Annotated in this window: 22 protein-coding genes; 11 read left to right on the forward strand and 11 right to left on the reverse strand. The window is 33.2% G+C overall.

Annotation, left to right across the window (positions count from 1 at the left end; genetic code table 11):
• Positions 1 to 53 precede the first annotated feature (53 nt).
• From GWR14_RS04905 to GWR14_RS04950, 10 genes are all read left to right on the forward strand, one after another.
• A complete protein-coding gene (locus GWR14_RS04905) occupies positions 54 to 359 on the forward strand; it encodes a helix-turn-helix domain-containing protein (RefSeq protein ID WP_163407905.1) in 306 nt (101 codons plus the stop codon).
• Positions 356 to 1,201, forward strand: a complete 846-nt coding sequence (locus tag GWR14_RS04910; RefSeq protein WP_163407906.1) for a transcriptional regulator — start codon at positions 356 to 358, stop codon at positions 1,199 to 1,201. Before GWR14_RS04905 ends, GWR14_RS04910 begins: the two co-directional genes overlap by 4 nt.
• On the forward strand, positions 1,131 to 1,799 hold the full coding sequence (locus GWR14_RS04915) for an AAA family ATPase (RefSeq protein ID WP_163407907.1): 669 nt from the start codon (positions 1,131 to 1,133) through the stop codon (positions 1,797 to 1,799). The genes GWR14_RS04910 and GWR14_RS04915 overlap by 71 nt, the downstream gene beginning before the upstream one ends.
• Positions 1,800 to 1,840: 41 nt before the next feature.
• Positions 1,841 to 4,708 (forward strand): tetratricopeptide repeat protein, encoded by a 2,868-nt coding sequence (locus GWR14_RS04920; RefSeq protein WP_163407908.1) that lies wholly within the window; start codon positions 1,841 to 1,843, stop codon positions 4,706 to 4,708.
• A 22-nt stretch (positions 4,709 to 4,730) separates the two neighbouring features.
• Entirely contained in the window at positions 4,731 to 5,333 is a 603-nt protein-coding gene (locus GWR14_RS04925) for a C40 family peptidase (RefSeq protein WP_163407909.1), read from the forward strand.
• Positions 5,334 to 5,354: 21 nt separating this feature from the next.
• Positions 5,355 to 6,002, forward strand: a complete 648-nt coding sequence (locus GWR14_RS04930; protein WP_163407910.1) for a hypothetical protein — start codon at positions 5,355 to 5,357, stop codon at positions 6,000 to 6,002.
• Positions 6,003 to 6,048: 46 nt separating this feature from the next.
• A complete protein-coding gene (locus tag GWR14_RS04935; RefSeq protein ID WP_163407911.1) occupies positions 6,049 to 7,437 on the forward strand; it encodes an ATP-binding protein in 1,389 nt (462 codons plus the stop codon).
• Between the two features lie 865 nt (positions 7,438 to 8,302).
• Entirely contained in the window at positions 8,303 to 8,914 is a 612-nt protein-coding gene (locus GWR14_RS04940; RefSeq protein WP_163407912.1) for a heavy metal-binding domain-containing protein, read from the forward strand.
• Between the two features lie 1,516 nt (positions 8,915 to 10,430).
• On the forward strand, positions 10,431 to 10,886 hold the full coding sequence (locus GWR14_RS04945) for a DUF6943 family protein (RefSeq protein ID WP_246236281.1): 456 nt from the start codon (positions 10,431 to 10,433) through the stop codon (positions 10,884 to 10,886).
• Positions 10,887 to 10,908: 22 nt separating this feature from the next.
• Positions 10,909 to 11,088 (forward strand): hypothetical protein, encoded by a 180-nt coding sequence (locus tag GWR14_RS04950; protein ID WP_163407913.1) that lies wholly within the window; start codon positions 10,909 to 10,911, stop codon positions 11,086 to 11,088.
• 246 nt (positions 11,089 to 11,334) lie between these two features.
• Here GWR14_RS04950 and GWR14_RS04955 read toward each other — a convergent pair whose 3' ends face one another.
• The 11 genes from GWR14_RS04955 to GWR14_RS05005 form a co-directional block, all read right to left on the reverse strand.
• Positions 11,335 to 11,553 carry a hypothetical protein gene (locus GWR14_RS04955; RefSeq protein ID WP_163407914.1) on the reverse strand — a complete coding sequence of 73 codons (219 nt, stop codon included), beginning with the start codon at positions 11,551 to 11,553 and terminating at the stop codon, positions 11,335 to 11,337.
• 12 nt (positions 11,554 to 11,565) lie between these two features.
• A complete protein-coding gene (locus GWR14_RS04960) occupies positions 11,566 to 11,961 on the reverse strand; it encodes a DUF5675 family protein (protein ID WP_163407915.1) in 396 nt (131 codons plus the stop codon).
• On the reverse strand, positions 11,961 to 12,719 hold the full coding sequence (locus GWR14_RS04965; protein WP_163407916.1) for a hypothetical protein: 759 nt from the start codon (positions 12,717 to 12,719) through the stop codon (positions 11,961 to 11,963). The genes GWR14_RS04960 and GWR14_RS04965 overlap by 1 nt, the downstream gene beginning before the upstream one ends.
• 939 nt (positions 12,720 to 13,658) lie before the next feature.
• Positions 13,659 to 14,027 (reverse strand): hypothetical protein, encoded by a 369-nt coding sequence (locus GWR14_RS04970; protein WP_163407918.1) that lies wholly within the window; start codon positions 14,025 to 14,027, stop codon positions 13,659 to 13,661.
• 164 nt (positions 14,028 to 14,191) lie between these two features.
• Positions 14,192 to 14,575 (reverse strand): hypothetical protein, encoded by a 384-nt coding sequence (locus GWR14_RS04975; protein ID WP_163407920.1) that lies wholly within the window; start codon positions 14,573 to 14,575, stop codon positions 14,192 to 14,194.
• 13 nt (positions 14,576 to 14,588) lie between these two features.
• Complete coding sequence (locus GWR14_RS04980; RefSeq protein WP_223150960.1) at positions 14,589 to 15,125, reverse strand: hypothetical protein; 537 nt, start codon at positions 15,123 to 15,125, stop codon at positions 14,589 to 14,591.
• 358 nt (positions 15,126 to 15,483) lie between these two features.
• On the reverse strand, positions 15,484 to 16,767 hold the full coding sequence (locus GWR14_RS04985; RefSeq protein ID WP_163407921.1) for a bile acid:sodium symporter family protein: 1,284 nt from the start codon (positions 16,765 to 16,767) through the stop codon (positions 15,484 to 15,486).
• A gap of 148 nt (positions 16,768 to 16,915) precedes the next feature.
• Positions 16,916 to 17,578, reverse strand: a complete 663-nt coding sequence (locus tag GWR14_RS04990; protein WP_163407923.1) for an aspartate/glutamate racemase family protein — start codon at positions 17,576 to 17,578, stop codon at positions 16,916 to 16,918.
• Positions 17,575 to 18,954, reverse strand: a complete 1,380-nt coding sequence (locus GWR14_RS04995) for a four-carbon acid sugar kinase family protein (RefSeq protein ID WP_163407926.1) — start codon at positions 18,952 to 18,954, stop codon at positions 17,575 to 17,577. The genes GWR14_RS04990 and GWR14_RS04995 overlap by 4 nt, the downstream gene beginning before the upstream one ends.
• Positions 18,954 to 20,195 (reverse strand): ribulose-bisphosphate carboxylase large subunit family protein, encoded by a 1,242-nt coding sequence (locus GWR14_RS05000; protein WP_163407928.1) that lies wholly within the window; start codon positions 20,193 to 20,195, stop codon positions 18,954 to 18,956. The genes GWR14_RS04995 and GWR14_RS05000 overlap by 1 nt, the downstream gene beginning before the upstream one ends.
• A gap of 134 nt (positions 20,196 to 20,329) precedes the next feature.
• A complete protein-coding gene (locus GWR14_RS05005; RefSeq protein WP_163407929.1) occupies positions 20,330 to 20,692 on the reverse strand; it encodes a DUF2200 domain-containing protein in 363 nt (120 codons plus the stop codon).
• A 228-nt stretch (positions 20,693 to 20,920) separates the two neighbouring features.
• Here GWR14_RS05005 and GWR14_RS05010 point away from each other — a divergent pair, with 228 nt between their 5' ends.
• Entirely contained in the window at positions 20,921 to 22,177 is a 1,257-nt protein-coding gene (locus GWR14_RS05010) for an MFS transporter (protein WP_163407931.1), read from the forward strand.
• The last annotated feature ends 15 nt before the right edge of the window (positions 22,178 to 22,192 follow it).

Genomic DNA, 22,192 nt, shown 5'->3' on the forward strand with positions numbered 1-22,192 from the left:
ATTTCAATCTAAACTTACAATTTTGTTCCATAACAATCTAAAAACCTCACGTTATGGCAATTGAAGTTATTACCCGCGAAGATTTAAACGAATTCAGAACACTACTTTTAGCAGATTTAAAAGAAATACTGCAAACCAAACCAGAACAATCCAAACAGTGGCTCAAATCTTCTGAAGTCAGAAAGATGCTAAACATCTCTTCAGGCACTTTGCAAAATCTCCGTATCAACGGAACATTATCTTACACCAAAATCGGCGGAATTATTTATTACGCATACAGTGATTTAATAAAAATGTTAGATGAAAATAAAGTGGATGCAACAGTCACCTTATTCAATCCAAAATGGCTGGTACGATGAATTACATAAAGCATCTAACAGGATTTTTCGAGAAAGTGGCAACTGACAGAACACTCAATCCAACACACGTTAGTTTGTATATGTCCTTGTTTCAGTTCTGGAATTGTAATCGGTTCAAAAATCCAATCAGTATCTCTCGCGATGAGGTAATGCGTATCAGTAAAATCAGTTCTAAAGCAACCTATCATAAGTGCTTGAAAAACTTGCATTCACTCGGTTATATCAACTATGAACCATCTTATAATCCCTTCAAAGGAAGCCACGTTTATTTATTCAATTTTTCAGACGATTTAAAGCCAATTCCAAAAAGCGAAAAAATTACAATACCAAAAAATGAACCTGTTTTTGAACTAGTTAATGAACAAGCAGTGAACAAGCTTTATACTAGTAGTAATACAACTAATGAAACAGGTACTGAACAAGCTCTGGTATCTTATATAAACAATACAAACATACCAAACATTTCAAACGATTTAAAGATTGTAAACTTGGACGAGCAAGCAAAAAAAAATGAAAATGATGATCGTTTTTTAAAAAACGAGGCTGCTGAAGAAAAAGAAAAAAGTTCCGCCAAAAAAGAAAAAGAGTCAATACCAATAATTGAAAATGTCAAAGCTTATTTTTTCGAACAACACTTTCCGGAACTTGAAGCTATTAAATTTTTCAATTACTTTTCCAGCAATGGTTGGTTAGTTGGTGGCAAAACCCCGATGATCGATTGGCAGGCATCAGCACAAAATTGGATATTAAACGCACCTAAATTCATTTCAAATGAACCACAATCCAACAGAGCAAAACATCTCAACACAGGAACAGACAAAGATTATTCAGAGCCATTATAGCTATACTGAAATAATCCTTTGGCTCGAAAAAAAAGGTATCGAATTATACGGTAATCATTTCAAAATCCTTGATAGTGATCATCCCATAATTTACAAACTCATTGCTTATTTCGTCAAAGACGAAGTAACTTGTTTTCAATACAACATCAACCTCAACAAAGGAATTTTACTTTCTGGCCCAGTCGGCTGTGGCAAAACATCACTGATGAATTTAATGAAACACCTGACGTCTACAGAACATAAGTTTTTCGTAAAACCTTGCCGAGACATAAGCTTTGAATTTATCCAGGACGGATACCAGATCATCCATAAATACAGCAAAGGCAAACTATATGAATCAGAACCGAAAACAATATGCTTTGACGATTTAGGAACTGAAAACAATCTAAAATACTACGGAAATGAATGCAATGTTATGGCTGAAATTCTATTAAGTCGTTATGATATTTTCACAAGCAAGAAAATCCAAACACATATAACGACAAACCTTTCGGCTTCTGAAATTGAGAATGTTTATGGAAATCGGGTACGTAGCAGATTAAGGGAAATGATTAATTTGATTGGATTTGAAAGGAATATTAATGATAAAAGGGAATAAAGTCAAAAATACCTACATTTATAAAAAAATATAATTTATAAATGTTAGAACAGATTCTGAACACATTCGATGTCAATACTGATGCAGTTGCTACCAATCGAGGATTTTATTATCAATATTTATCTGTCTTAAAAAAATGGATTCAAAATTTTGTTGAAGATAAAAACATTGTAACATATACAGAAGTTGATAATGATATTAAAGAAGTAGGACAAGAATTAATTTTTACACAAATAAAATGTTATTCTTCAAATTTCAGCTTTAATTCAGAAGAAATTAAAAATTCAATATTTAATTTTTGGCTACTTTATTTGAAATATAATAGTTCAAATGAAAATATTAAATTCTGTTTTTCAACAAATACAAAAATTGCCCCAAGAGAAAAATTATTAGATAAATGGTCAGCGAATCCAGAATTAAATGATAATGAACTATATAAACTATGTAAGGAAAAAATCAAAGAAATTTTAATTAAAGAAATTAAGGTTCGAAAAAATAAAAAGCTTCAAAATAAAATTACTGAAATTCAGAAAACTGAAATTAAGTCTGCTTCCGAATCTTTTAAAAAGTACATCCAAAATACCGATATAGAAGAATTTGTTAGAAATATAATTTGGGAATTTAATAGCATTTCACCCGAAGAATCAATAATTTCAATAAGAAAAGATATTGATTTATTATTGTCAAATTTAAAATTCAACAACAAACCATCAGCTTTACTTTTTAGTGTATTATTGAGCGAAATTTATAAAAAATCTCAAAACACGAATAAGGATGATAGATGTGTAACTAATGAAACAATATCAATAATTTTAGAACAGACAGATGATGAGTTGAAAAAAATCATCGATAAGAAGTTTACTAAATTATTACGAATTGAAATAGAACAAATCCAAAATGACATCCAACATATTCAAATAAAATTAGGGCAACAAGATGAAGAAATAAACATATTAAAAAACAATTTTACTGATTTTAGTAAAACAAAAATCCCAAAGGAATTAACTTTTATTCCTGATATAAATTCTACTGAAATACTAGGTTGGGATGATTTTATAGTAGATATAAATGCCAATCTTAGAGTAAAAAAAACAATTTCAATATTTGCTGAAGGAGGAATGGGTAAAACTTCATTTGCAAAAAAATACTTGAAAACATTTACCGATTATGATCATATTATTTGGGTTAGTGTTGAGAATTCTATTAGCTATGCTTTTTCTTTTGATGAAGTTTTACAAAAAAATTTGGGAGTTGAATTTATTAAAAGTGATGATATAAATAAATTTAAGTTAATCTTAAATGATATAAATAAAATTGAAGGTCACAATTTACTCATTGTTGATATACAACAGTCTGAAATTGATAATACTGAATTAAAATTAATCGCAACTATAACAAATTGGGAAAAAATAATACTTACTAGAAGTCATATTAAAAATTTCACTTCTTTTAAATTGCCTAGAATAAGTTTTGAATATGCTAAAAAAATATTTACGTCAAACTATAGTAAAGAAGAAATTGATAATAGTTTACTAATTGAATACTTCGAGTACATCGATTACAATGTATTAGTAATTGAATTGACTGCGAAAACAATTGAAAACAGTATTGATTTAACATTAAATACTTTTTTTAATCTACTAAAAGACCAAAAATTAGATGACAATGATTTTAATATTGACATTGAAGTTAATGACGAAAATGAAGTTATAAGAATATTCAATTTTTTACTTAAAAAGTTTAGCCTTAATAATCTTAATTCAGAAGAAAGAAATTATATTGAATATTTAGCATTACTACCATCAAGTAATATCTACATTGAAGATATTATTTTAATAAATGGTATTGATTTTTACGATGAAAACAAAATAACTATTGGAAACATAATAAATTCTCTAGAGAAAAAAGGTTTAGTTGAATACTCTTCTGATCGCAAAAGAATAAATATTCACAGAATCATTAGAGAAATTATTATTTATAATTCAAGAAAAGAATTTAACCCATTCATTAATTGTCTTTTTTATATCGTTTGGCTTACAGCTAGAATAAAAGAAGGGCAAAATCAACCTTCAAATTCTATTAGATTTTTAAAATACGCCGAATCAATATTAAATTCTATAAAAGAAGAATATAGAAAGAGTGTCTATCAACCGCTTTTGATGTTAGAAAATGAACTTTTATATTCCTACCGGTTTTTTATTGATATTGGCATAGGAAACGAACACAATCTTCGATGGAATAATTTAGCATTAAGAGCTCAAAAATATCTTGGTTCAAATGATCCCAATTTAGCGGTAATATATAACAATTTGGCATTGTCATTTGCTTATAATGAAGATTTTAAAAATGCAATTATTTATTTCAAAAAAGCTTTAGTTATTTTCAAAAAGGAGGAGTCAAAATGGGTTGATATAGTAATAACGATTTTAAACAACATTTCAAATATTCATTTAAAAAGCAAGGATTTAATAAACGCAATGAATGTATTCAAGGAAGTACAAGAAATAAGGAGAAGATACAATTATTTTGACGGACAACAATTAGGAATTGAATATCGAATTCTTGCAGATTCATATAAAATTGCAGGAGATTATGATAAAGCTATTGAGCTGTTGTGCGGGGGAATTAAATTACATAAATCACTTAACATTCTAAAACGAAATGATTTTTATTTATCTGCATACTACAACCAATTATCACAACTTTATCTATACAAAAATGATATTGGACAAGCTATAACCAATCAAGAAATGGCAATAAAAACATTAGAAGATATTAACCTTAATAACAGTGATTATCTCTTGCAAATGTATACGATTGTTTTAAGTCTATATCAGCACGAAGGAATTAAAAATAAAGAGGAAGAAGTAATTAACAAGATTAATTTATTTAAAAACATTCAATCTTAAAATTTAAAATTAATTACTGTTTATGGCAAAAATCAACCGAAAAAACAAAACATATAAACTCAATAATTTACCTGAATTAATGAATAATAGTTTTGTATTTAATAGTAAAACAGGCTTAACAGGTTCAATGTTTTCTCGTCCAGTAATGAACACACTTGGAATTTATAAGCATTATGCAATAGTTTATGGTTTTGATAAAAACAACGTATTATGGATGATAGAAAACAATGTTAATGGTGTCGAATGTATAACCTTTGAAGACTTTTTAAATAGTCAGAATAATTTTAAAGTCGAAGTGTATATTAACAATCCTTTTTCAAGTCAACTTATTTTACAAAGAGCAAAATCAAAAGCAAATGCGATATATTTTCCAAATGATTTTAATTGTGAACATTTCGTGAATTATTGTCATACAGGTATTTCTCATAGTAAACAGGTTCAAGTAACTAAATCAGTTTTTGATATAGCTATTACTTATTTAGAATTAAAAGTTGGTTATGAAACAAAAAATGAAGAATTATTGAATTCAATAAATGAGACTAGAAAAATTCTTGATATTGAACGTTCTCCAGAATTTCAAAAGTCACTTGGAGAAATAATGAAAAAAGATGGTAGTTCTCAATAGTTTATAACAAAGTACAATCAAATGGAACACACAATAAAATTATTTTTAAAATTAGGTAGCGAAGAAAATATTCTCGATTTATTCGAAAATGGCACTATTTATATGAATACTATAGAATACTTCCGTAAAGTAGAAGATGAAGAGTTACGAGGCGATAAATATGAGGGAGTTTCAAGAATCATCAATTCATTACCCGGTACTTTTAAAATACCCGGAATCGATAGAGAATTCAATTATATAAAAATGCACTTGAGAGAAGCTCATAAAGAAGTTATTGGAAATATTTATTCATTGTATACAATATCGTCAAAAGGATTTCCTAATCCATTAGATTTTGAATTTGATAAAAGAAATTTACGATTTGGGACACATTGTTTGATAATAAAAGATCTTCCTTATTTCTTCAAAAAAATCAAGAAAGAATTAAAAAAGAACAATTATAAATTCAATTATGATTTTGTAGATTATTATGATAAAGAAGAGGTTAATCGTGAAATCACATTATTTGAAAAACCTTTAGAATTTGAATATCAAAAAGAGTTTAGATTTTATGTTGAAGACTATGGAATGAAACCTATAAAAATTCAAATTGGTTCTTTAAAAAAATACGCTGAAATATTGAAAATAGAAGATTTATTAGAACTGAAATTAGTCCCAAACGAAGTTTAGTTTATATCGTTATTTTTTAATTTCTTTGTTTTATAATTTGTAATATATGCTCAACCCAACCGAAATAAAATCAATAGTAAGCTCTGGAGAAGGATTTAATGCCGAATTCAAAGAAAGACTGCCAACCAATCTAAAAAGTATTACCGAAGAAGTATGCGCTTTTGCAAATGCTTCTGGAGGTGTTGTGCTAATTGGTGTTGATGATAAGAATATAATAAAAGGAGTTACTATCGATAATTCCAAACGTTCAGCAATACAAAACTCTATTGGGGAAATTTCACCACCATTACAATGCGAATTCTACATTGTTGATGTTGAAGGTAATAATGTTGCAGTTATTGAAGTGCCGTATGGTCAAAACAAACCTTATGTTTTATCAGGTGCAATTTATGTGCGCCAAGGTCCAAATTCTCAAAAACTTACAACGGTTGAAGAAATGAGAAACTTTTTTCAGCAAGCTGAAAAAATATATTTTGACGAAGCTTCTTGCAAAGAAATTGACATCAAAAAAGATATTCCAAAAGAAAATATTGACACATTCAGATTTGAAGCAGGATTGGTAAACAATACCTCCGACGAACAAGTTTTTAGCAATTTGAAATTAATCAGTAATGAAGGTTATTTAAAGAATGGTGCCGTTTTATTTTTTGCCAAAGAACCAGAACGCTTTTTTGAAAAAGCAGTTATTCGCTGCGTAGCTTTTGATGGTTTAGATAAAAGATACATTATTGATGATAAAATAATGGCAGGTACACTATTTCAACAATATCAACAAAGTATGATTTGGCTTAAATCTAAACTAAATGTACGATATGATATTGAAAATGAAGGTGGTAAAGCGAGAAAAGAATTATGGGAAATTCCAGAAACTGTTTTCAAAGAAGCCGTCATAAATTCACTAGCTCATAGAGATTATTACGACAAAGGCGGACGAATTACAATTGAATTATTTAATGATCGTGTTGAGATTACAAACCCTGGCGGATTAGTAAGTTCCATTGCAAAAAATGAATTTGGCAAAAAAAGTTCCAGCAGAAATCCTTTAATTTTTGGATTATTCGAAAGAATGCGATTAGTTGAACAGATTGGTTCCGGCATCAGCAGAATGCGTGATTTAATGAAAGATGAAGGATTAACTCCTCCTGAATTTAATACAGATGGAATGTTTACAGTAACTTTCAGAAGACCTTTTGATTTCGAAATGTGGGTGAATAAGTGGGTGAATAATTTATCAGAAAAACAAATTATAATTTTAAAAGCCATTCACGAAAATTTAGCAGTAAAAAAATCTACTCTACAGGAATTGACTGATTTTAGTGCATCTGCCATTGATAAAAATTTAGAAATCCTTAAAAAAGAAGGCCTATTAGAACGTGAAGGCACAAAAGGCGGGGTTTGGATTTTACATTATATTTATCCAAAAGTAAGTGAATAAGTAAGTGAATAAATAAATCATTTTTAATAACCCATTATCTCATTCAGCTACACAAAACTTTCATTTAGTCCAAGTATTCCTAAACTCAAGTCTTTGTTTGCTTCATTTCGTTAATTACATTTCTAATAACGAGAATATCTTTTTCGTTCGAGGGTAAAAATCAAATTGATTTTGAAAAAACATTTAATTTTTCAACTTCCGGAATTAATATCACTAACTTTTTAAGAAAAAATCTAATGTTTGTATATTCTTTTAACACGTTGTTAGCAAGCAATCAATATAATTTAATTAATTTTGATATAAATTAACCTCAAAATGAATAAGTTTCGCATTATAGTAATCGTATTATTTGGTTTCTTATTGATGCCAAGTAGTTCTTTTGCTTGTGAAAATAATTCCACAAAACATTCTGCTACAAAAGAAACTTCCTCAAAAATAGATAAAGATGATTGTTGCAAAAGCAATCATTATTCCAAAACGAATGACCACGAAGGATGTAAGGGAAAATGTAACCATTCTAAATGCGTTTGTATTATTTCTTGCAAAACCTTTATTACTATTAATGAATTGAAATTTAATAGCAATCCTTTTAATTTCTCTTCAGAAAAACAAAAATTTTACAATTATGAAACCTCAATTTCTTCTGGTTTCAATTCTCTTTGGCTTATACCCAAAATAAGCTAAATTCCAAATCGGATAGCCATAATTGTATCTAATTGATACTAATTATTCTATTCCAAATCATTTATTTTATCGGTTAATTTCAATTTCAAAATGATGGCTTTGCTATGATGTCATTTTGTTCTTGTTTAACCAATTCAATTATAAAATTATCATACAATGAAATCATTAAAATAATAAAAAGATGAAAACAATAATTATAGTATTAAGTGCATTTTTTGCATTTAGTTCAACAGCAATAGCGCAAACAGCTACAAAAAAGGGCGAACAAAAAACAATTTACATTTGCCCTGCACATCCTGACGAAATGAATCCAAACTCTGGAAAATGTCCAAAATGTGGAATGGAATTGACAAAAACTACAGAAAAAATAGATACCCACGCTCTAAAAGGGAGTCAACCTATGAGTAAAACGGTAACTAAATATGTTTGTCCAATGGACGGATCAACTTCTGATAAACCTGGGAAATGTTCTAAATGTACAATGAAAATGGTTAAAACCACCGAAAAAATAGGTACCCACGCTCTAAAAGGGAGTCAACCTATGAGTAAAACTGTAACAAAATACGTTTGTCCTATGGATGGTTCAACTTCTGAAACTGAAGGAAAATGTTCTAAATGTGGAACGGGAATGGTAAAAATAACCGAAAAAATAGATACCCATCCGCTAAAAGGAAGTCAGCCTAAAAGTAAAATTGCAACAAGATATGTTTGTCCTATGGATGGCACAACCTCTGATACCAAAGGAGAATGCCCTAAATGTGGAATGGAAATGACTGAAAAAAAAGAACAATAAACACTAATCTTTAACAACACACCATAAATATTTATTTAAGATGTGTTTCTATCCAAAGATGTTTGAATTACTATTTTTTATTTAAGGTTAATGTTGAGAATGCTTGTTGTAAAAAGACAAGCATTTTTTTTATGCAAAATCAAAACTTAATTTGTTACAAAGATATTCTTCACTATAATAGTTTTTAATAACGTTTATTTTAAAACAGACGATTTACATTCCAATTGCCACTCCTTTGCCAACGCTCCAAAAGTTTTTGTACGCCCTAGAACGTTTACGATTCAAAAGAAAATTTAATGGTAGGGCAACAAAAACTTTCCCCAAGCTGTGTTACATAATTGAGCATTATAATTCATTACAAAGCTTTTATATTGTTTTTTGTTTTTGCAATGAAGTTATAATATCATTTATGTAAAACAGCCGCACACCCAACGCGCAAGGGGTTTGCTCCAGGACAACTTTTTGAGCAGCTCCCATCGCATCACCCAGCCGCTCAAAAAACCGTCCTTCACAAACCCCAATCATCGCTTCGATTCAACTTTAATTATTAACAAAAATATTTTGTTCACATAAGAACTTATCAATGGTTTTAGCAACAAACCGTATAAATTGGTAGTGTTTGCATTGCTTTTATGAGTAAAAAAATGGCTTTAACATGTAGTTGATATGCCTATGGATAAAGCCATTTTTCTACCCATAAAACCAAAAAATGCCAGCAAGAGTGTGATTTTTTATTTGCCATAACTATCAAAGTAATTGTTTTCACGATGGCCAAGATGCCATAGCAATTTCATAGCACATTCTTTGGTAACCGATAATTTAATAATCCCAAGAACGTTTGTGGCATCAAGCCATCATAAAAACAATTAGAAACACCCCCAGTAAGCAAATAAAAAATCACACACTTGCCTGCGCGACTGCCTCATCACACTAGGAATTATCTTTTCATTGTTTTTGTAAGTATTGAAAATCACTTTACAACATTTACGATAATCAGAAAAATTTCCAAAAAGTGATTTTCAATACCCACAAAATCAAGTCCAGGAAAGAGTATGAATTTTCAAACCAGAAAAATAATTGGAATGGATTTTTATATCTCTTTTTTCTGTTTTGAAAATTCATACCCTTTCTGTAGAACTTCAATCTTTCGAATCAACTTTTTTAGATCTCATTTCATAAGAAGTCTATCGGTCACGAGAAAAATAAAAAAATAAATAAAAAGAAAGTAAAGGTAAGTTCCGGTTTCAAGAAAATCAAGTTCAAGCCCTACGGGTTTTCAATAAAATCTCCACCCTACATTTTCGCTCGCATCAACATTTGACTAGAATCAAAATTCCAATTCCGAACAACTTTATCGTAAAAAGCCGGGTAGTATTTTTTTGAAAAAACTTGCTTTTCTTGAAACCTCCACTTGAGAAGATGACTTTCTTTTTTTTTCTTTTTTTTCTTTTCAAAAAATTTAATGGGTGCGGAGCGTAGCGAGGAACACTCGGTTTTTAAAGAGAAAATTAAAAAAATGAAAATATATCAAATTTTTAAATCCGAAAGTATGCCCAATTTCATCATCAAAACACACCAAAAAGATACGTTGTACACCAAACCTCATTTATTCATACTTAACAAAGGAATGAACAGCGGTAAACCACAAAAAGAACCATTTACAAACAGTTTTGTGGTCATTTTTCAAAACGAGGAAGATTGTGAAAACATCTATTTTGTTGCATATAGTTTATGGCAAACTAAATTTTGGCATCCATATTTAGTAGGTTCTGTTATTCCATTTTTACGCCTTCCAGATTTCTCAAAAGAATTCAATCCAAAGGCTCGTTTAATAATGCAAGAACACGAAGAACATCAAAAAAATATCGCAGCTCTCAAGCTTTTGGAGAAAAAAGAGAAACAATTTCACGAGAACATCAACCTTATCAGTGACTTACGCAAAACCATTTTATACAGGTATTGCAGAAAATAATTATGAACTCAAATCAAAACTTATGAAACTATTTATTTTGTACCAAACAGACAATTGGAAATCCAAAGCATCAAGAGTGTGTTTTGGAGTTTTCGGCACCAGAGCCAAAGCTATTGACGGCGCAAAATGGCAAGAATTATACAATCACAATTCAGAAGTGGTAGTTTTAGAAGTTACACTTAATCTATTTGAAGAAGTTTAATTTTTAGCCACAAAAAAAGCCCATTCCTTGCGGTTTGGGCTTCATTAATGTCTAATCCAAAGGTCACCACAACTAGAATTAGACTATTTTTTGTGCTTCTTAATGAAAATTTTGAGTACAAAAGATATTGTAAAACTGACAATCGCCCCAAGTGTGGCAAGAATTATAGTTTTCAGTACATCTTCCGAATGTAAGTTCGGCAAAACACTCAAAAATGTACCGCCAGCGGTACCAATTACAGTCGAATTACTGTGTTCCATCGGCTTTTTCGGTTGTCAATTGACTAACTGCCGAAATAACACCTCCAGCAACCGCCAAATAACCTGCTGCCGAAGTAACAATAACTGGCAAAGTAACCGGTGCAGCCAAAATTGTTCCGCCAACGGCGGCCAATGCTAAACCAATATTTCGAAGCACTTTGAAAAATTTTGGAGTTGGAGCTTTTGCTCTTTTTATTACATTCATAAATTAATGAATTTAAGATTTAACAATCAATTCAATACTTTCGCCTTTATCCAAAGCTTTATAAACCAATTCTTTTAATTTGGCAAAAGCTTTTCGAGACATCAGCCCTAAACCTGGTCCAGAAAGTTTCGTTACTGGAGCAATACAACCATTCAATTCTCTCAAAGCATTATTGGCAGGATGGAATAGAATCAAACTTCTATTTTTTACATTAATTATTTCCAAATGCCATTGAAACTTCTTGCTGTATCGCTTTTTTATAAAATATTTCCTTTCCGGAATGCAGGAAACTTTCGTTTCGTTATTTTTCCAAGGCAATTCAATGGTATTACAGATGAATTTACCCTCGTATTCGAGTTTACCATTCGTTCCATCAGGGAAATAAGTTCTAGTTATCAAGAGAATCATTATACTCCGCTATCTACCTTCACAATTGATAATGGATTGTAAGAGCCATTTTTCAAGGCATACATTTGACCATTTACCTCTTGGTAAAACTCCACTCCCAAAGCTAAAAACAGAGGTTTGGTACTGGCAGGAGTTACAGGATTTGAATGATTAATAGCAACCGAAGGATTGATGTCCCAAGGCAAAATAGCCGTTTCTGAATTTGTAGCAACAAAAGTTTCAGCTTCAAAATCAATTTCTGCACCAGCAGAAATAACTTTATAATGAGTGGTTCCGCTAGGTGCAGCAATCATATTCGAAGGAACAAATGAAGCTAAATCAACAATAATATCACCCGTTACCCGGTTGATAGTTGCCACAAAAGGAGCGAACAAGGTTGTCCCTAGTTTTCCACCAATATTGAATTCAAAACCTGCTAAAAGTTCGGCTTCGCCATCAATTATATTTCGCAATCCTCTAACACTAGTGGTGTCAGCTTGGATAACTTTAACCATTTGCTGCGTCAAACGACTAACCATTCTGCTGTCCGCAGAATTCAAAAGCAAGGCTCTAAATGCTGTTCTCAAAATCTTCCCAGCTTTTCCCGCTCGACCAAATTCAGAACCATTTTCACGTGTTCTTTGAAACGCAGGATCGCTCGCAATTCTGCTCGCATCGATGCCACCTTTTTCACGTGCCAAATGACCATCTTTGGTTTTGTAAAAAGTAATATCTCCGATAGTACCTTTTAATTTAATTATGCCTTTTTGTCTTGCCATAATTCCTAAAATTTAGATTAATAATTATTCTAAATCATCTTTCCGTTGCAACATCTTCCGATTGATTTCGAAACAAATTTTAAGCTATTTCAGAACAATAAAAAGGGGCAGGTGTCCGATATGTCCTAAAACGACACAAATGACTCAATAGAGCATCAATAATCATTATTAACCGTCTTAAAATAATGATTAAATTGCACTAGTTTTAAAAAGAGTAGCAAGCTATCAGAAGTATAGCATAGCCTACTCAAAGCTATAGATAGAGTATGAAAATGCAAATTAAGAGAATATGCATCTATCCAAAAGACATTGAGCGCATCACAGGCAAGAGTTACAGACAAAGTGCTAGAATGTTACAAGCTACTAGAAAGAGCTTTAATAAGCTTGAAAATGAGTTAGTAACCATTGAGGAGTTCTGCCTGTATGCAGGTTTGAAAATTGAACAAGTAGAACCGCTAATTTTTGGATGAAAAGAAGAAACCAAAAAATAGAGAATAAATTTCCCTAGAATACCCAACTAGTTTAATAACTAGTTCATTTTTTAGTATGAATTAATTGTAGATACATTTGGTCAATACCTTATTAATCAGTAAATTTACATTATAAGATTTAGTGATATTTGTATCTGTTTAAGGAGCAAAATCGAGACCCTTATGTTTTAGACTAATATATTTTGCTATATATCAACGCATTGAGGATTAAGTTCTAATCCCTCATCGCCCACCAACAAACTCCTTAAGAAATTAAGGAGTTTTTTTTTGCATTATTTAGCTGCCTGCAACTTTTAAAAAAAGCAAAGCTTCTAAAAGTATTTTCTCTGTAATTTACAAATCCTAAATCAACATTTCAACTTTCAAATAGTTAACTAAAAAAAACAGCATTTATATCCATAAAAAAACTCCATTAAAAAAATGGAGTTTCCTGCTTAAAATTTCAGTACTATATTTTGTCCAGTGTGATTTTCATCTCTTTGCTTTCCAGTATCAATTTATCTTCTGTTATTGTACTTTCGCAAGGATAGGGCGTTCCTGTTTCATCTTTAATTACAAGGCTCTTCCCTCCTTTTGTTAAAGCATAAGTACCATCTGTTATTTCTCTCTGCAAGAACCCTGTTACATGTCCGTCTTCTGTAAATGTCAACATTCCGTTAGCCAGAATTGCACTTTTTGCAGAATCTGAAAGCGGTAATTTTGGTTCTACAGCGGTAATTTTCCAGGAATTAACCAATCTGTCACGTTTTTTATGACATGAAACCATTAACACGGCAAATAATAAAATCCCATAGATAAATAAGTTAGATTTTTTCATGATTTTTTGATTATTAGGTTAAACACGAAACAAGTTACAAAAAAAACAAATCCAAAATACTTAAAATCAATTATTTACACAATAACAATCAAATTACAGTTTTTCTTTGTATTCACTTATACTTTCAAACTTTCATGAACTATGCATTCTATAATCAACACCTTTTAATTGAGTTTAAAAATATCTTCGTATTTAAGATAGCCTTTTCTACTGATTACATACAGAGGAGTTCCGTTTCCATCTTTGATCAATCCCATACTTTCATCATCTGATTTAGGGAAATTAATTTGATAACTCCTTCCGTCTGCCAGTTGGATTCCGTAAGTCGACACAGAGTTTTCAATTTGCACAGAATTCTGGCTGTATTCAAACTTTTCTTTTTTACCGGAACTGTTTCTAACCGTAAAGTCTTTTGCATTAAAAAACAATTCGAATTTTTCACCTTTGGCATCTGTAGCTTTCCATGAACCACGATAGGTATCCGAACCACTGCAGCCGACTAAAATTACTGCTAAAATTCCCAACAGGGCAATACTGATTTTTTTCATTTTATTTATTTAATTATTTAGGATTATAAGATTGTATGCTTTTTATTCTAATTCCAAAAAAACAATCGTCCATACATCCTTTAGGAACATAACCACAAGACGAGATTAGCCCATTGTTTTTTGCTTCAAAATACACTGTTACATCTTTTCTTTTAATCAGCCATTCCTTTTCTGCTTTACTATAGATTTGATCTACTGTTAGAGCTTCTGCAGCTGGTGAATTCTCATAACTGTTTATTTCACTTTCTTCTTCAGTCCATTCTAATGGTATGCTATCAGGAATATTTTCAGTATTTCCGGTGTATTTAAAATGCCGCTGAATTACTTTTCCATTTGACACTGTTATTGTAGTTTCCCAACCATATGCCGAAAAAACAGTACCACCCGATACAACATACTTATATGAATTATTTGAAGATTTTTTAAAATCTAACCAGGCACTTTGGCTTTTTTCGAAATCATTTTGATGGTTTAATTCATCGTCTGATGAACAGGACAACATTAAACTGCTTATTAATACTAATGCAATTAAGTAAATTTTGGTTTTCATAATTTTTTGATTTTATATTTCATCTATATAGATGGAAATCAAAGCATTTAGTTGCGTATCTATTAACAAACTTATCCTCTTAAAACTACCTGTATCAATATATTTCTTTACGAATATAGCATTATTTTTATTACAAATTATAAACACTTAGTTCAACCCAAATTTTCTACTGAAAACCAATCTGCATAAGGATGGGAATGGCATCTCCCGATTTAGAAAAACAAGACTTTTGCCATAGTTTTTGTTAATCGGGAATATAATGGACAGCCTCCCGATAGCCATCCGGACAAGCTTATGCCCAAATTATAAAGCTGAATTTTATAAAAAAACTCCATTGGTAAAATGGAGTTGTGATTTTCTAATGTGTATCGGGAGTGGTTTCATCTTCGGGATTACCTATTTTTCGCCAATAATTAGCAAGTAGAGAGCCCGAAACATTCATCCAGGGGCTGAATACCGCTGAAGCCAGACCAACTGTTGCCAGCTTGCCCATCGCCCCTGCCAATCCGGAAGCCATTCCGCCGTTTTGAAGCCCCACTTCGAAAGCAATGGTCTGACTGCTCTTTTTGTCGAGACCACTTAATCTGCTGAGCCAATAACCAAAAAAATAACCCGCTCCGTTGTGCAGTACCGAGGCAAGGAAAAGCAAAAATCCGATCTGAATTAAATTATCTCTTCCTGCAGCGGTGGTCACCAACGTAAAATAGATGATTCCGAACATCGAGAAATACGGCATAATGACATCAATTTTTGGATATACCTTATACAATAAATGATACAATGTTCCAACGATAAAAGCACCACAGCTGAAATTGATGATTTCTAAAATATGGGCTAATGATGTATCTTCTTCAATTGCGAATGAATTACCGATGAATACAATGATAGCCAGCCAAATAGTTGATATGATAGTCAAAACATAGATTCTTCTTTTTGCAACAACTCCGTAGGTCTTTAAAATATCATGAATCATGGCTGCCGCCAAAGGCACAAGGACGATTTTAATAATTTCCATCATCATATTGAAAAAATGTACCTCAACGAGAGTTCCTGCAAATATTTTCATCAAAAACGGAGTCATAATTGGTGCTGCCAAAGTGGACATTGCGGTTACGGTTACAGATAAAACCAGGTTTCCTTTAGCAATATACGTCATCACATTCGAAGCCAATCCGCTGCTGCAAGATCCTATAAGAATGATTCCTGCCGCGATTTCGGGTTCGAAACCAAATGTTTTAGCGATTAAAAAACCCATAACCGGCATGATGGTAAAATGTCCGAGCAGGCCAATAAGAACGCCCTTGCCCGATTTTCGAATACCTGTGAAATCCTCGATACTCATCTGCGTTCCCATTCCGAACATTACCAATTGAATGATAATCAAAATAAGCCATTTGTTGCGCATATCGAAACTGCCTACGTGCAGGAAAAAGTCAGGATAAATCAATCCGGCGCAAACTGCGGTAATAATCCAAAAGGTATATTGATAACCGCTCAATATTTTCACATGTCCTGCTCCAATGGCAATACTCGAAAACCCAAAGATTAACCCTAATTTCCAGATGATTTCCGTTTGCTGAAACCAGCCTAAACCGGCTGCAATAAAAAATATCGGAACAGCCCAAAGAAAATATTTACGCATACAAATGAGTATTAAAACATGTTATTTATTTAAATCTTTTATTTTAAACCATATAAGTTATATAAGTCAATATAAGTTGTTGCTTTTTTACGTTTAGCTTAAATGAACTTATATAACTTATATGGTAAAAATTAATCTGTTATTGTTTTTAGAAATAAAGCTCGGCCAGTTTTTTCATGGCAATGGCCGGGCTTGCCAAAATTGGAATCAGTTTTTCTTCGGCACTTAAGCCATCGACAACTCTTGCCATTGAGGCCTGCGCCAGAACAATTACATCTACTTCTTTCATTAATTCTTTAAGGGCTTTGGCAACCATTTCGTCATGCTTGGCCGCCTCTCCGCTCATTAAAGCTTCAAAAGCACCTTCGCATAATTTAGAAGTAATAGTTGCGTTTTTGCCTGCCAACTCTGCTCTTCTTCTAACCAAATCACTCGTTGGTTCTAAAGTAGTTGGCAAAGTGGCAATCACTCCTATTTTATTGCTGATCTGCACCGCTTCATCTGCCATAGCCTGATCTACACGAATCACCGGAACTGTTGCTAATGTCGCAGCCGTTTCAATCGCAACACCAATAGACGAACAGGTTACTAAAATTACGTCGGCTCCTGCAGCTTCGGCAGCCTGAACATGGCTTACGACTCTCGCAGCCGTATTGGGCATTAATTTTCCTTTTTTGATTACGTCTTTTATCAGACTGTCATCTACAATATTGAAGGTTTCTGCCCCATTTAAAAATTCATTGCTTAACTGCTGAAATAACGGAACCAATGTTGCCGATGTATGTACAAAACCTAAAACTTTTGCGCTCATAATTTTTCTCCTTTTAATACTTTTATAAAATAATCGGCGGTACCTACCTGTCCGCCTTTAAAATTCATTTCTATTCCATTTACCCATTCACTGTCCGAAATCGCCTTACAAAGCGGTGCTCCGGGCGCTATTGGTGCAATCATTTCTAACGCCAGAATATCCAATTCAGAAGCAGCATAACTGGATGTATCGCCACCTGCGAACAGGATTCTTTTTAACGGAATAGCTTTTAATACTTCATTGGTTATTTGTCCCAAAATACTTCCATATACACTGCTGCATTGTTTCTGAATCTCGTTTGCCGAAAAACCTTTGGCTGAAAAATACGCTTCGGTTTCTGCAATACGCGAATCGTTTGAACCTGTACTAGTATGCAATACCGTACTTTTTCCCTGATTGAAATTTTCAACAATTTGAGCAACAGTATTTTTTATAATTGCTTCCTGATTCTGAATATCCACTGCTTTGCTTTCTAATGCGATTTCCAAAAACCCATTTTCGAGGGCATATTCAATTTGGCCGGATGTTACCGGAGAACAGCTTCCCGATAAAACGAGTATGGGTGAAACTTCTCCTGCTGATTCAAATGCTATTTCGTTTCCAATCACTTTTTTGTCTTTCCAGTCTAATCCCAAAGCCATTTCGATTCCGGATGAACCTACTGAAAACAACGTTCTTTCGGTTGCCAATTGGTTAAAAACACTTCCGATGGTTTTCAGATGTTCTAAATTGAAACCGTCAAAAAACAAAATTTCTGCTTTGCTATTTTCTACCGCTTGAAGAACTTCTAAAGTCCCTTTTTCAATTGTCGTTAAATTGATAAGGCTTATAGATTTCTCCGTTTGTTTTGCCATGTGCAAAGTCAAATCACCTTCCAAAGCGGGCGTAACAGGATGTTTGCTCATAGATGGATGACGATCGATACGATAAATTTCACCACTGCCAATAGTTCCCATTCGGGCAAAAAGATTTCCGAAAACACAAAATCGTCCCAAATGTGGTGCTGACGGCGAAACCAAAACGGTTTTTTGATTGAAAACTTCGCTTCCTATTTCGATTGCTTTGCCGATGTTCCCCACATGTGGCGCAGAATCGAAAGTGGAACAGACTTTATAATGAAAATGATTTGGGGCAAAACTTTTCAGATTTTCAAAGGCATTACAAAGTTCTGTTTCCATTTCCGAAGGTAACATCGACCTGCTTTTTCCGGCCAGACCAATGGCCTGAATTCCCGGAAAGCGATCTAAGTCCTTTTGTTCGGGTTTTCGAAGAAAGAGAACAGTTTTCACTCCGGCCAGCGTTAGGAATTCAAGGGCATCCGTAGAGCCCGTGAAATCGTCACCGTAATAGGCCAATAGCAATTTATCTTTCTTCATTATTTCGAAAATTTCTTTACCGATTCGGCAAATTCAGGATATTTCAAAGCGGTTTCTTCCACAGACAGACCGTCAACCGCTCCCTGCCAGGCTTGCTGTAACGCATTTACTCCGGCTTTTGGCCCCATTGGATGTGCCAAAATTCCACCTCCTGCCATATAGAGCAAATCGGTGGTTTGGGTTCTTCTGTAGGTTTCTACGGCTTGTCCTCCCCATTGTCCGGAAGACACTACAGGTAATATTTCGTATCCTCCTAAAAACGGTTTTAAACAGGATTTTATCGAAGTCACTACTGAATCATCGGATTCCCAAAATTTATTCTGGATACCGTTGACGTGTAGCTGATCTACTCCTGCCAGACGCTGAATCTTTTGGTAAGCCGGAAATTCAATTCCCAGCAATGGATGTCTGTTCAGCATTCCCCAGCCGTTTCTGTGCCCATGGATAACGAGTTCGCCCCGATCACAGATTTTCTTTGTTCCTGCCAATCCCACACTATTGATGCTGACCATCGCACAGCTTCCTTTTTCCTGCTGAATCAAATCGTATTTGCGCTGCATTTTGTCAATTTCATCACTGATATTGAAGGCATACATTACCTTTTTACCTGTCTTTTGTTCGTTGTCGCGAATGACTTTCATAATGCCTTTTACACGATCATCAAAAAACGAGTTAGCTGCTGATCCCATCAATTCATCGTCTTTGATAAAGTCGATTCCCGCATCAATAAGTGATTTTACCAAATTGGCAGTTTCCTCCACACTCATTCCGATACTTGGTTTTATAATGGTTCCAATCATCGGTCTGTCGGTTACACCACAAGATAATTTGGAACCTTTGATTCCGAATTTTGGCCCTTTGAAATGATTTTGAAAAGAATCCGGCAGTTCAAAATCCATTAGTTTCAAACCGGTAAATTGTGTGATTTCGTATAGATTTCCCTGTAAAGTGCTGATCAGAACCGGCAGATTATAACCGAAATTCTCTATCGACCAGCTTACTTTTACTCTTGCTTTCTGGTATTTTTTCCCGTAAATACTTCCTCCCGGAATGGATGGCTCATCAACCAAATCTAATAATTGGATATCTTCAACACGTGCCGCAAAGCGTTTTTTCAATTCTTCTGTTTCGCCCGGCACGGACACAAAAGTTCCTGACGACTGCTCACCCGCCAAAACTGCTGCTGCCTGTTCTACCTCATAAGGGGTTTCAATAAGATACTCCGCAAAAACTCTTTCCATTATCCTTCAATTTATTTTTAAGAAATTCTAAATAAATGAATTTATAGGGAGTAAGTGTCCTGCAGTGTGCTGTATGTGATGAGTTATTTTAACAAAATAAAAATTAATTCTATTTTCTTTTGTGTCAAAAAATATTAAACCCGCAAAATCTTTTCCATTTTTTTGCCTTTTGCGAGTTCATCTACCAATTTATCTAAGTAACGTACCTGGCGCATTAACACATTCTCGATTTCCTCAATGCGATATCCGCAGATTACGCCCTTAATGAGCGAAGCATTAGGATTGAGGCTGCCTTTTTCAAAAAAGTCTTTAAAAGTTATTTTTTCATCAATCAGTTCCTGTAATTTCTTTTCGTCATATCCCGTCAGCCATTCGATTATCTGATGCAATTCAGTTATGGTTCTGCCTTTTTTCTCCACTTTAGCTACATAATGTGGATAAACCGAAGCAAATGTCATTTGGGCTACGCGTTCATTTTGTTTGTCGTTAGGCGTCATAAGCTTTTTTGGATTACGAATTGATTCTGATTACAATACGAATATAATAGTTTCCATCTGAATATTATTCTGACAACATTTACATTTTGCATTGTTAACAAAGTTAAAGATACTGCTATTATTAACTTTAATATATGCAGGCACACATTACAAACAAATCAGATGGAAAAACAATTCTCTCCTCTGCATTTGAATTCGTATATTCGCCCATTATTTTGAAAAAGAAGGATGATTGCAAAATTGAATGAAAAAAAATCCTATCCATGGATTGTTGTTGGCTTGTTGTGGTTTGTTGCTTTATTGAATTATTTAGACCGACAAATGCTTTCCACTATGAAATCAGCGATGATGGATGACATTCCTGAATTGGCTAAAGCTGAAAATTTCGGTCTCTTAATGGCTATTTTCCTTTGGATATATGCGCTTATGAGCCCTGTTTCGGGAATTATAGCGGATCGGTTTAACCGAAAAAGAATAATCATAGCTAGTCTTTTTATTTGGTCAGGGGTAACTATGGCGATGGGTTATGCTACAACTTTCAATCAGATTTATATTTTGCGTGGCATTATGGGTTTTAGTGAAGCTTTTTATATTCCGGCTGCATTATCCTTAATTGCAGATTACCATCAGGAAAAAACACGCTCTTTTGCTATTGCAATTCATACCACGGGAATTTATTTAGGACAGGCTCTGGGTGGTTTTGGAGCCACTATTTCCAAACATTTTTCCTGGCATTTCAGCTTTCACTCCGTAGGTTTACTCGGTGTGCTTTACAGTATAGTTTTAATATTTTTTATACAGGAAAAGAAAACTTACTTTTTTGACGCTACAAAAAAATCATCTGTCAGCTCTGAATTCAGGCAGATGTTTAAAGGATTGGGAATCTTATTCGGCAATATCTCTTTTTGGGTTTTGCTCTTTTATTTCGCTTCACCAAGTTTACCGGGTTGGGCGGCCAAAAATTGGTTACCTACCTTATTTACCGAAACGTTACATTTAGACATGGCTTTGGCAGGCCCCATTGCAACGGTTACCATTTCGATGTCTTCCTTTTTTGGCGTTCTAATTGGTGGTGCCATTTCAGACAGATGGGTGATGAAACATCTTAAAGGAAGAATTTACACCAGCGCTATCGGGTTGTTTCTTACCATTCCAGCCTTGTTTTTATTTGGCTACTGCTGTGACATAGCAGCGATAGTTTTTGGCGCTATCCTTTTTGGACTTGGATTCGGAATATACGACACCAACAACATGCCTATTCTTTGTCAGTTTGTTGCGCCCCGCTACAGAGCTACCGGATATGGAATTATGAATTTCGTAGGTATTTCAGCTGGAGCTGTTATCACCGAGTTCTTAGGAAAAGCCGCTGATAACGGTGGAATGAGACATGTTTTTGTACTGCTGTTATTTGTAGTTGTTACTGCGATTGTTTTACAGCTGGTTAGTTTGCATCCAAAGACTATTGATATGACCGAGGGGGAATGAGGGTTGAAATTTAGT

It is taken from the genome of Flavobacterium ajazii (assembly GCF_010614725.1).
GTDB classification, from domain to species: domain Bacteria; phylum Bacteroidota; class Bacteroidia; order Flavobacteriales; family Flavobacteriaceae; genus Flavobacterium; species Flavobacterium ajazii.

Excerpts from the sequence above, each read along its gene's own strand:
- GWR14_RS04915 (WP_163407907.1), top strand. The coding sequence starts at position 1,131 with ATGAACCACAATCCAACAGAGCAAAACATCTCAACACAGGAACAGACA.
- GWR14_RS04985 (WP_163407921.1), bottom strand. The coding sequence starts at position 16,767 with ATGCGTAAATATTTTCTTTGGGCTGTTCCGATATTTTTTATTGCAGCC.
- GWR14_RS04940 (WP_163407912.1), top strand. The coding sequence starts at position 8,303 with ATGAAAACAATAATTATAGTATTAAGTGCATTTTTTGCATTTAGTTCA.
- GWR14_RS04945 (WP_246236281.1), top strand. The coding sequence starts at position 10,431 with ATGAAAATATATCAAATTTTTAAATCCGAAAGTATGCCCAATTTCATC.
- GWR14_RS04930 (WP_163407910.1), top strand. The coding sequence starts at position 5,355 with ATGGAACACACAATAAAATTATTTTTAAAATTAGGTAGCGAAGAAAAT.
- GWR14_RS04935 (WP_163407911.1), top strand. The coding sequence starts at position 6,049 with ATGCTCAACCCAACCGAAATAAAATCAATAGTAAGCTCTGGAGAAGGA.
- GWR14_RS04980 (WP_223150960.1), bottom strand. The coding sequence starts at position 15,125 with ATGAAAACCAAAATTTACTTAATTGCATTAGTATTAATAAGCAGTTTA.
- GWR14_RS04970 (WP_163407918.1), bottom strand. The coding sequence starts at position 14,027 with ATGAAAAAATCTAACTTATTTATCTATGGGATTTTATTATTTGCCGTG.
- GWR14_RS04950 (WP_163407913.1), top strand. The coding sequence starts at position 10,909 with ATGAAACTATTTATTTTGTACCAAACAGACAATTGGAAATCCAAAGCA.
- GWR14_RS04920 (WP_163407908.1), top strand. The coding sequence starts at position 1,841 with ATGTTAGAACAGATTCTGAACACATTCGATGTCAATACTGATGCAGTT.
- GWR14_RS04975 (WP_163407920.1), bottom strand. The coding sequence starts at position 14,575 with ATGAAAAAAATCAGTATTGCCCTGTTGGGAATTTTAGCAGTAATTTTA.
- GWR14_RS04955 (WP_163407914.1), bottom strand. The coding sequence starts at position 11,553 with ATGAATGTAATAAAAAGAGCAAAAGCTCCAACTCCAAAATTTTTCAAA.
- GWR14_RS04960 (WP_163407915.1), bottom strand. The coding sequence starts at position 11,961 with ATGATTCTCTTGATAACTAGAACTTATTTCCCTGATGGAACGAATGGT.
- GWR14_RS05005 (WP_163407929.1), bottom strand. The coding sequence starts at position 20,692 with ATGACGCCTAACGACAAACAAAATGAACGCGTAGCCCAAATGACATTT.
- GWR14_RS04910 (WP_163407906.1), top strand. The coding sequence starts at position 356 with ATGAATTACATAAAGCATCTAACAGGATTTTTCGAGAAAGTGGCAACT.
- GWR14_RS04905 (WP_163407905.1), top strand. The coding sequence starts at position 54 with ATGGCAATTGAAGTTATTACCCGCGAAGATTTAAACGAATTCAGAACA.
- GWR14_RS04990 (WP_163407923.1), bottom strand. The coding sequence starts at position 17,578 with ATGAGCGCAAAAGTTTTAGGTTTTGTACATACATCGGCAACATTGGTT.
- GWR14_RS05000 (WP_163407928.1), bottom strand. The coding sequence starts at position 20,195 with ATGGAAAGAGTTTTTGCGGAGTATCTTATTGAAACCCCTTATGAGGTA.
- GWR14_RS05010 (WP_163407931.1), top strand. The coding sequence starts at position 20,921 with ATGATTGCAAAATTGAATGAAAAAAAATCCTATCCATGGATTGTTGTT.
- GWR14_RS04925 (WP_163407909.1), top strand. The coding sequence starts at position 4,731 with ATGGCAAAAATCAACCGAAAAAACAAAACATATAAACTCAATAATTTA.
- GWR14_RS04965 (WP_163407916.1), bottom strand. The coding sequence starts at position 12,719 with ATGGCAAGACAAAAAGGCATAATTAAATTAAAAGGTACTATCGGAGAT.
- GWR14_RS04995 (WP_163407926.1), bottom strand. The coding sequence starts at position 18,954 with ATGAAGAAAGATAAATTGCTATTGGCCTATTACGGTGACGATTTCACG.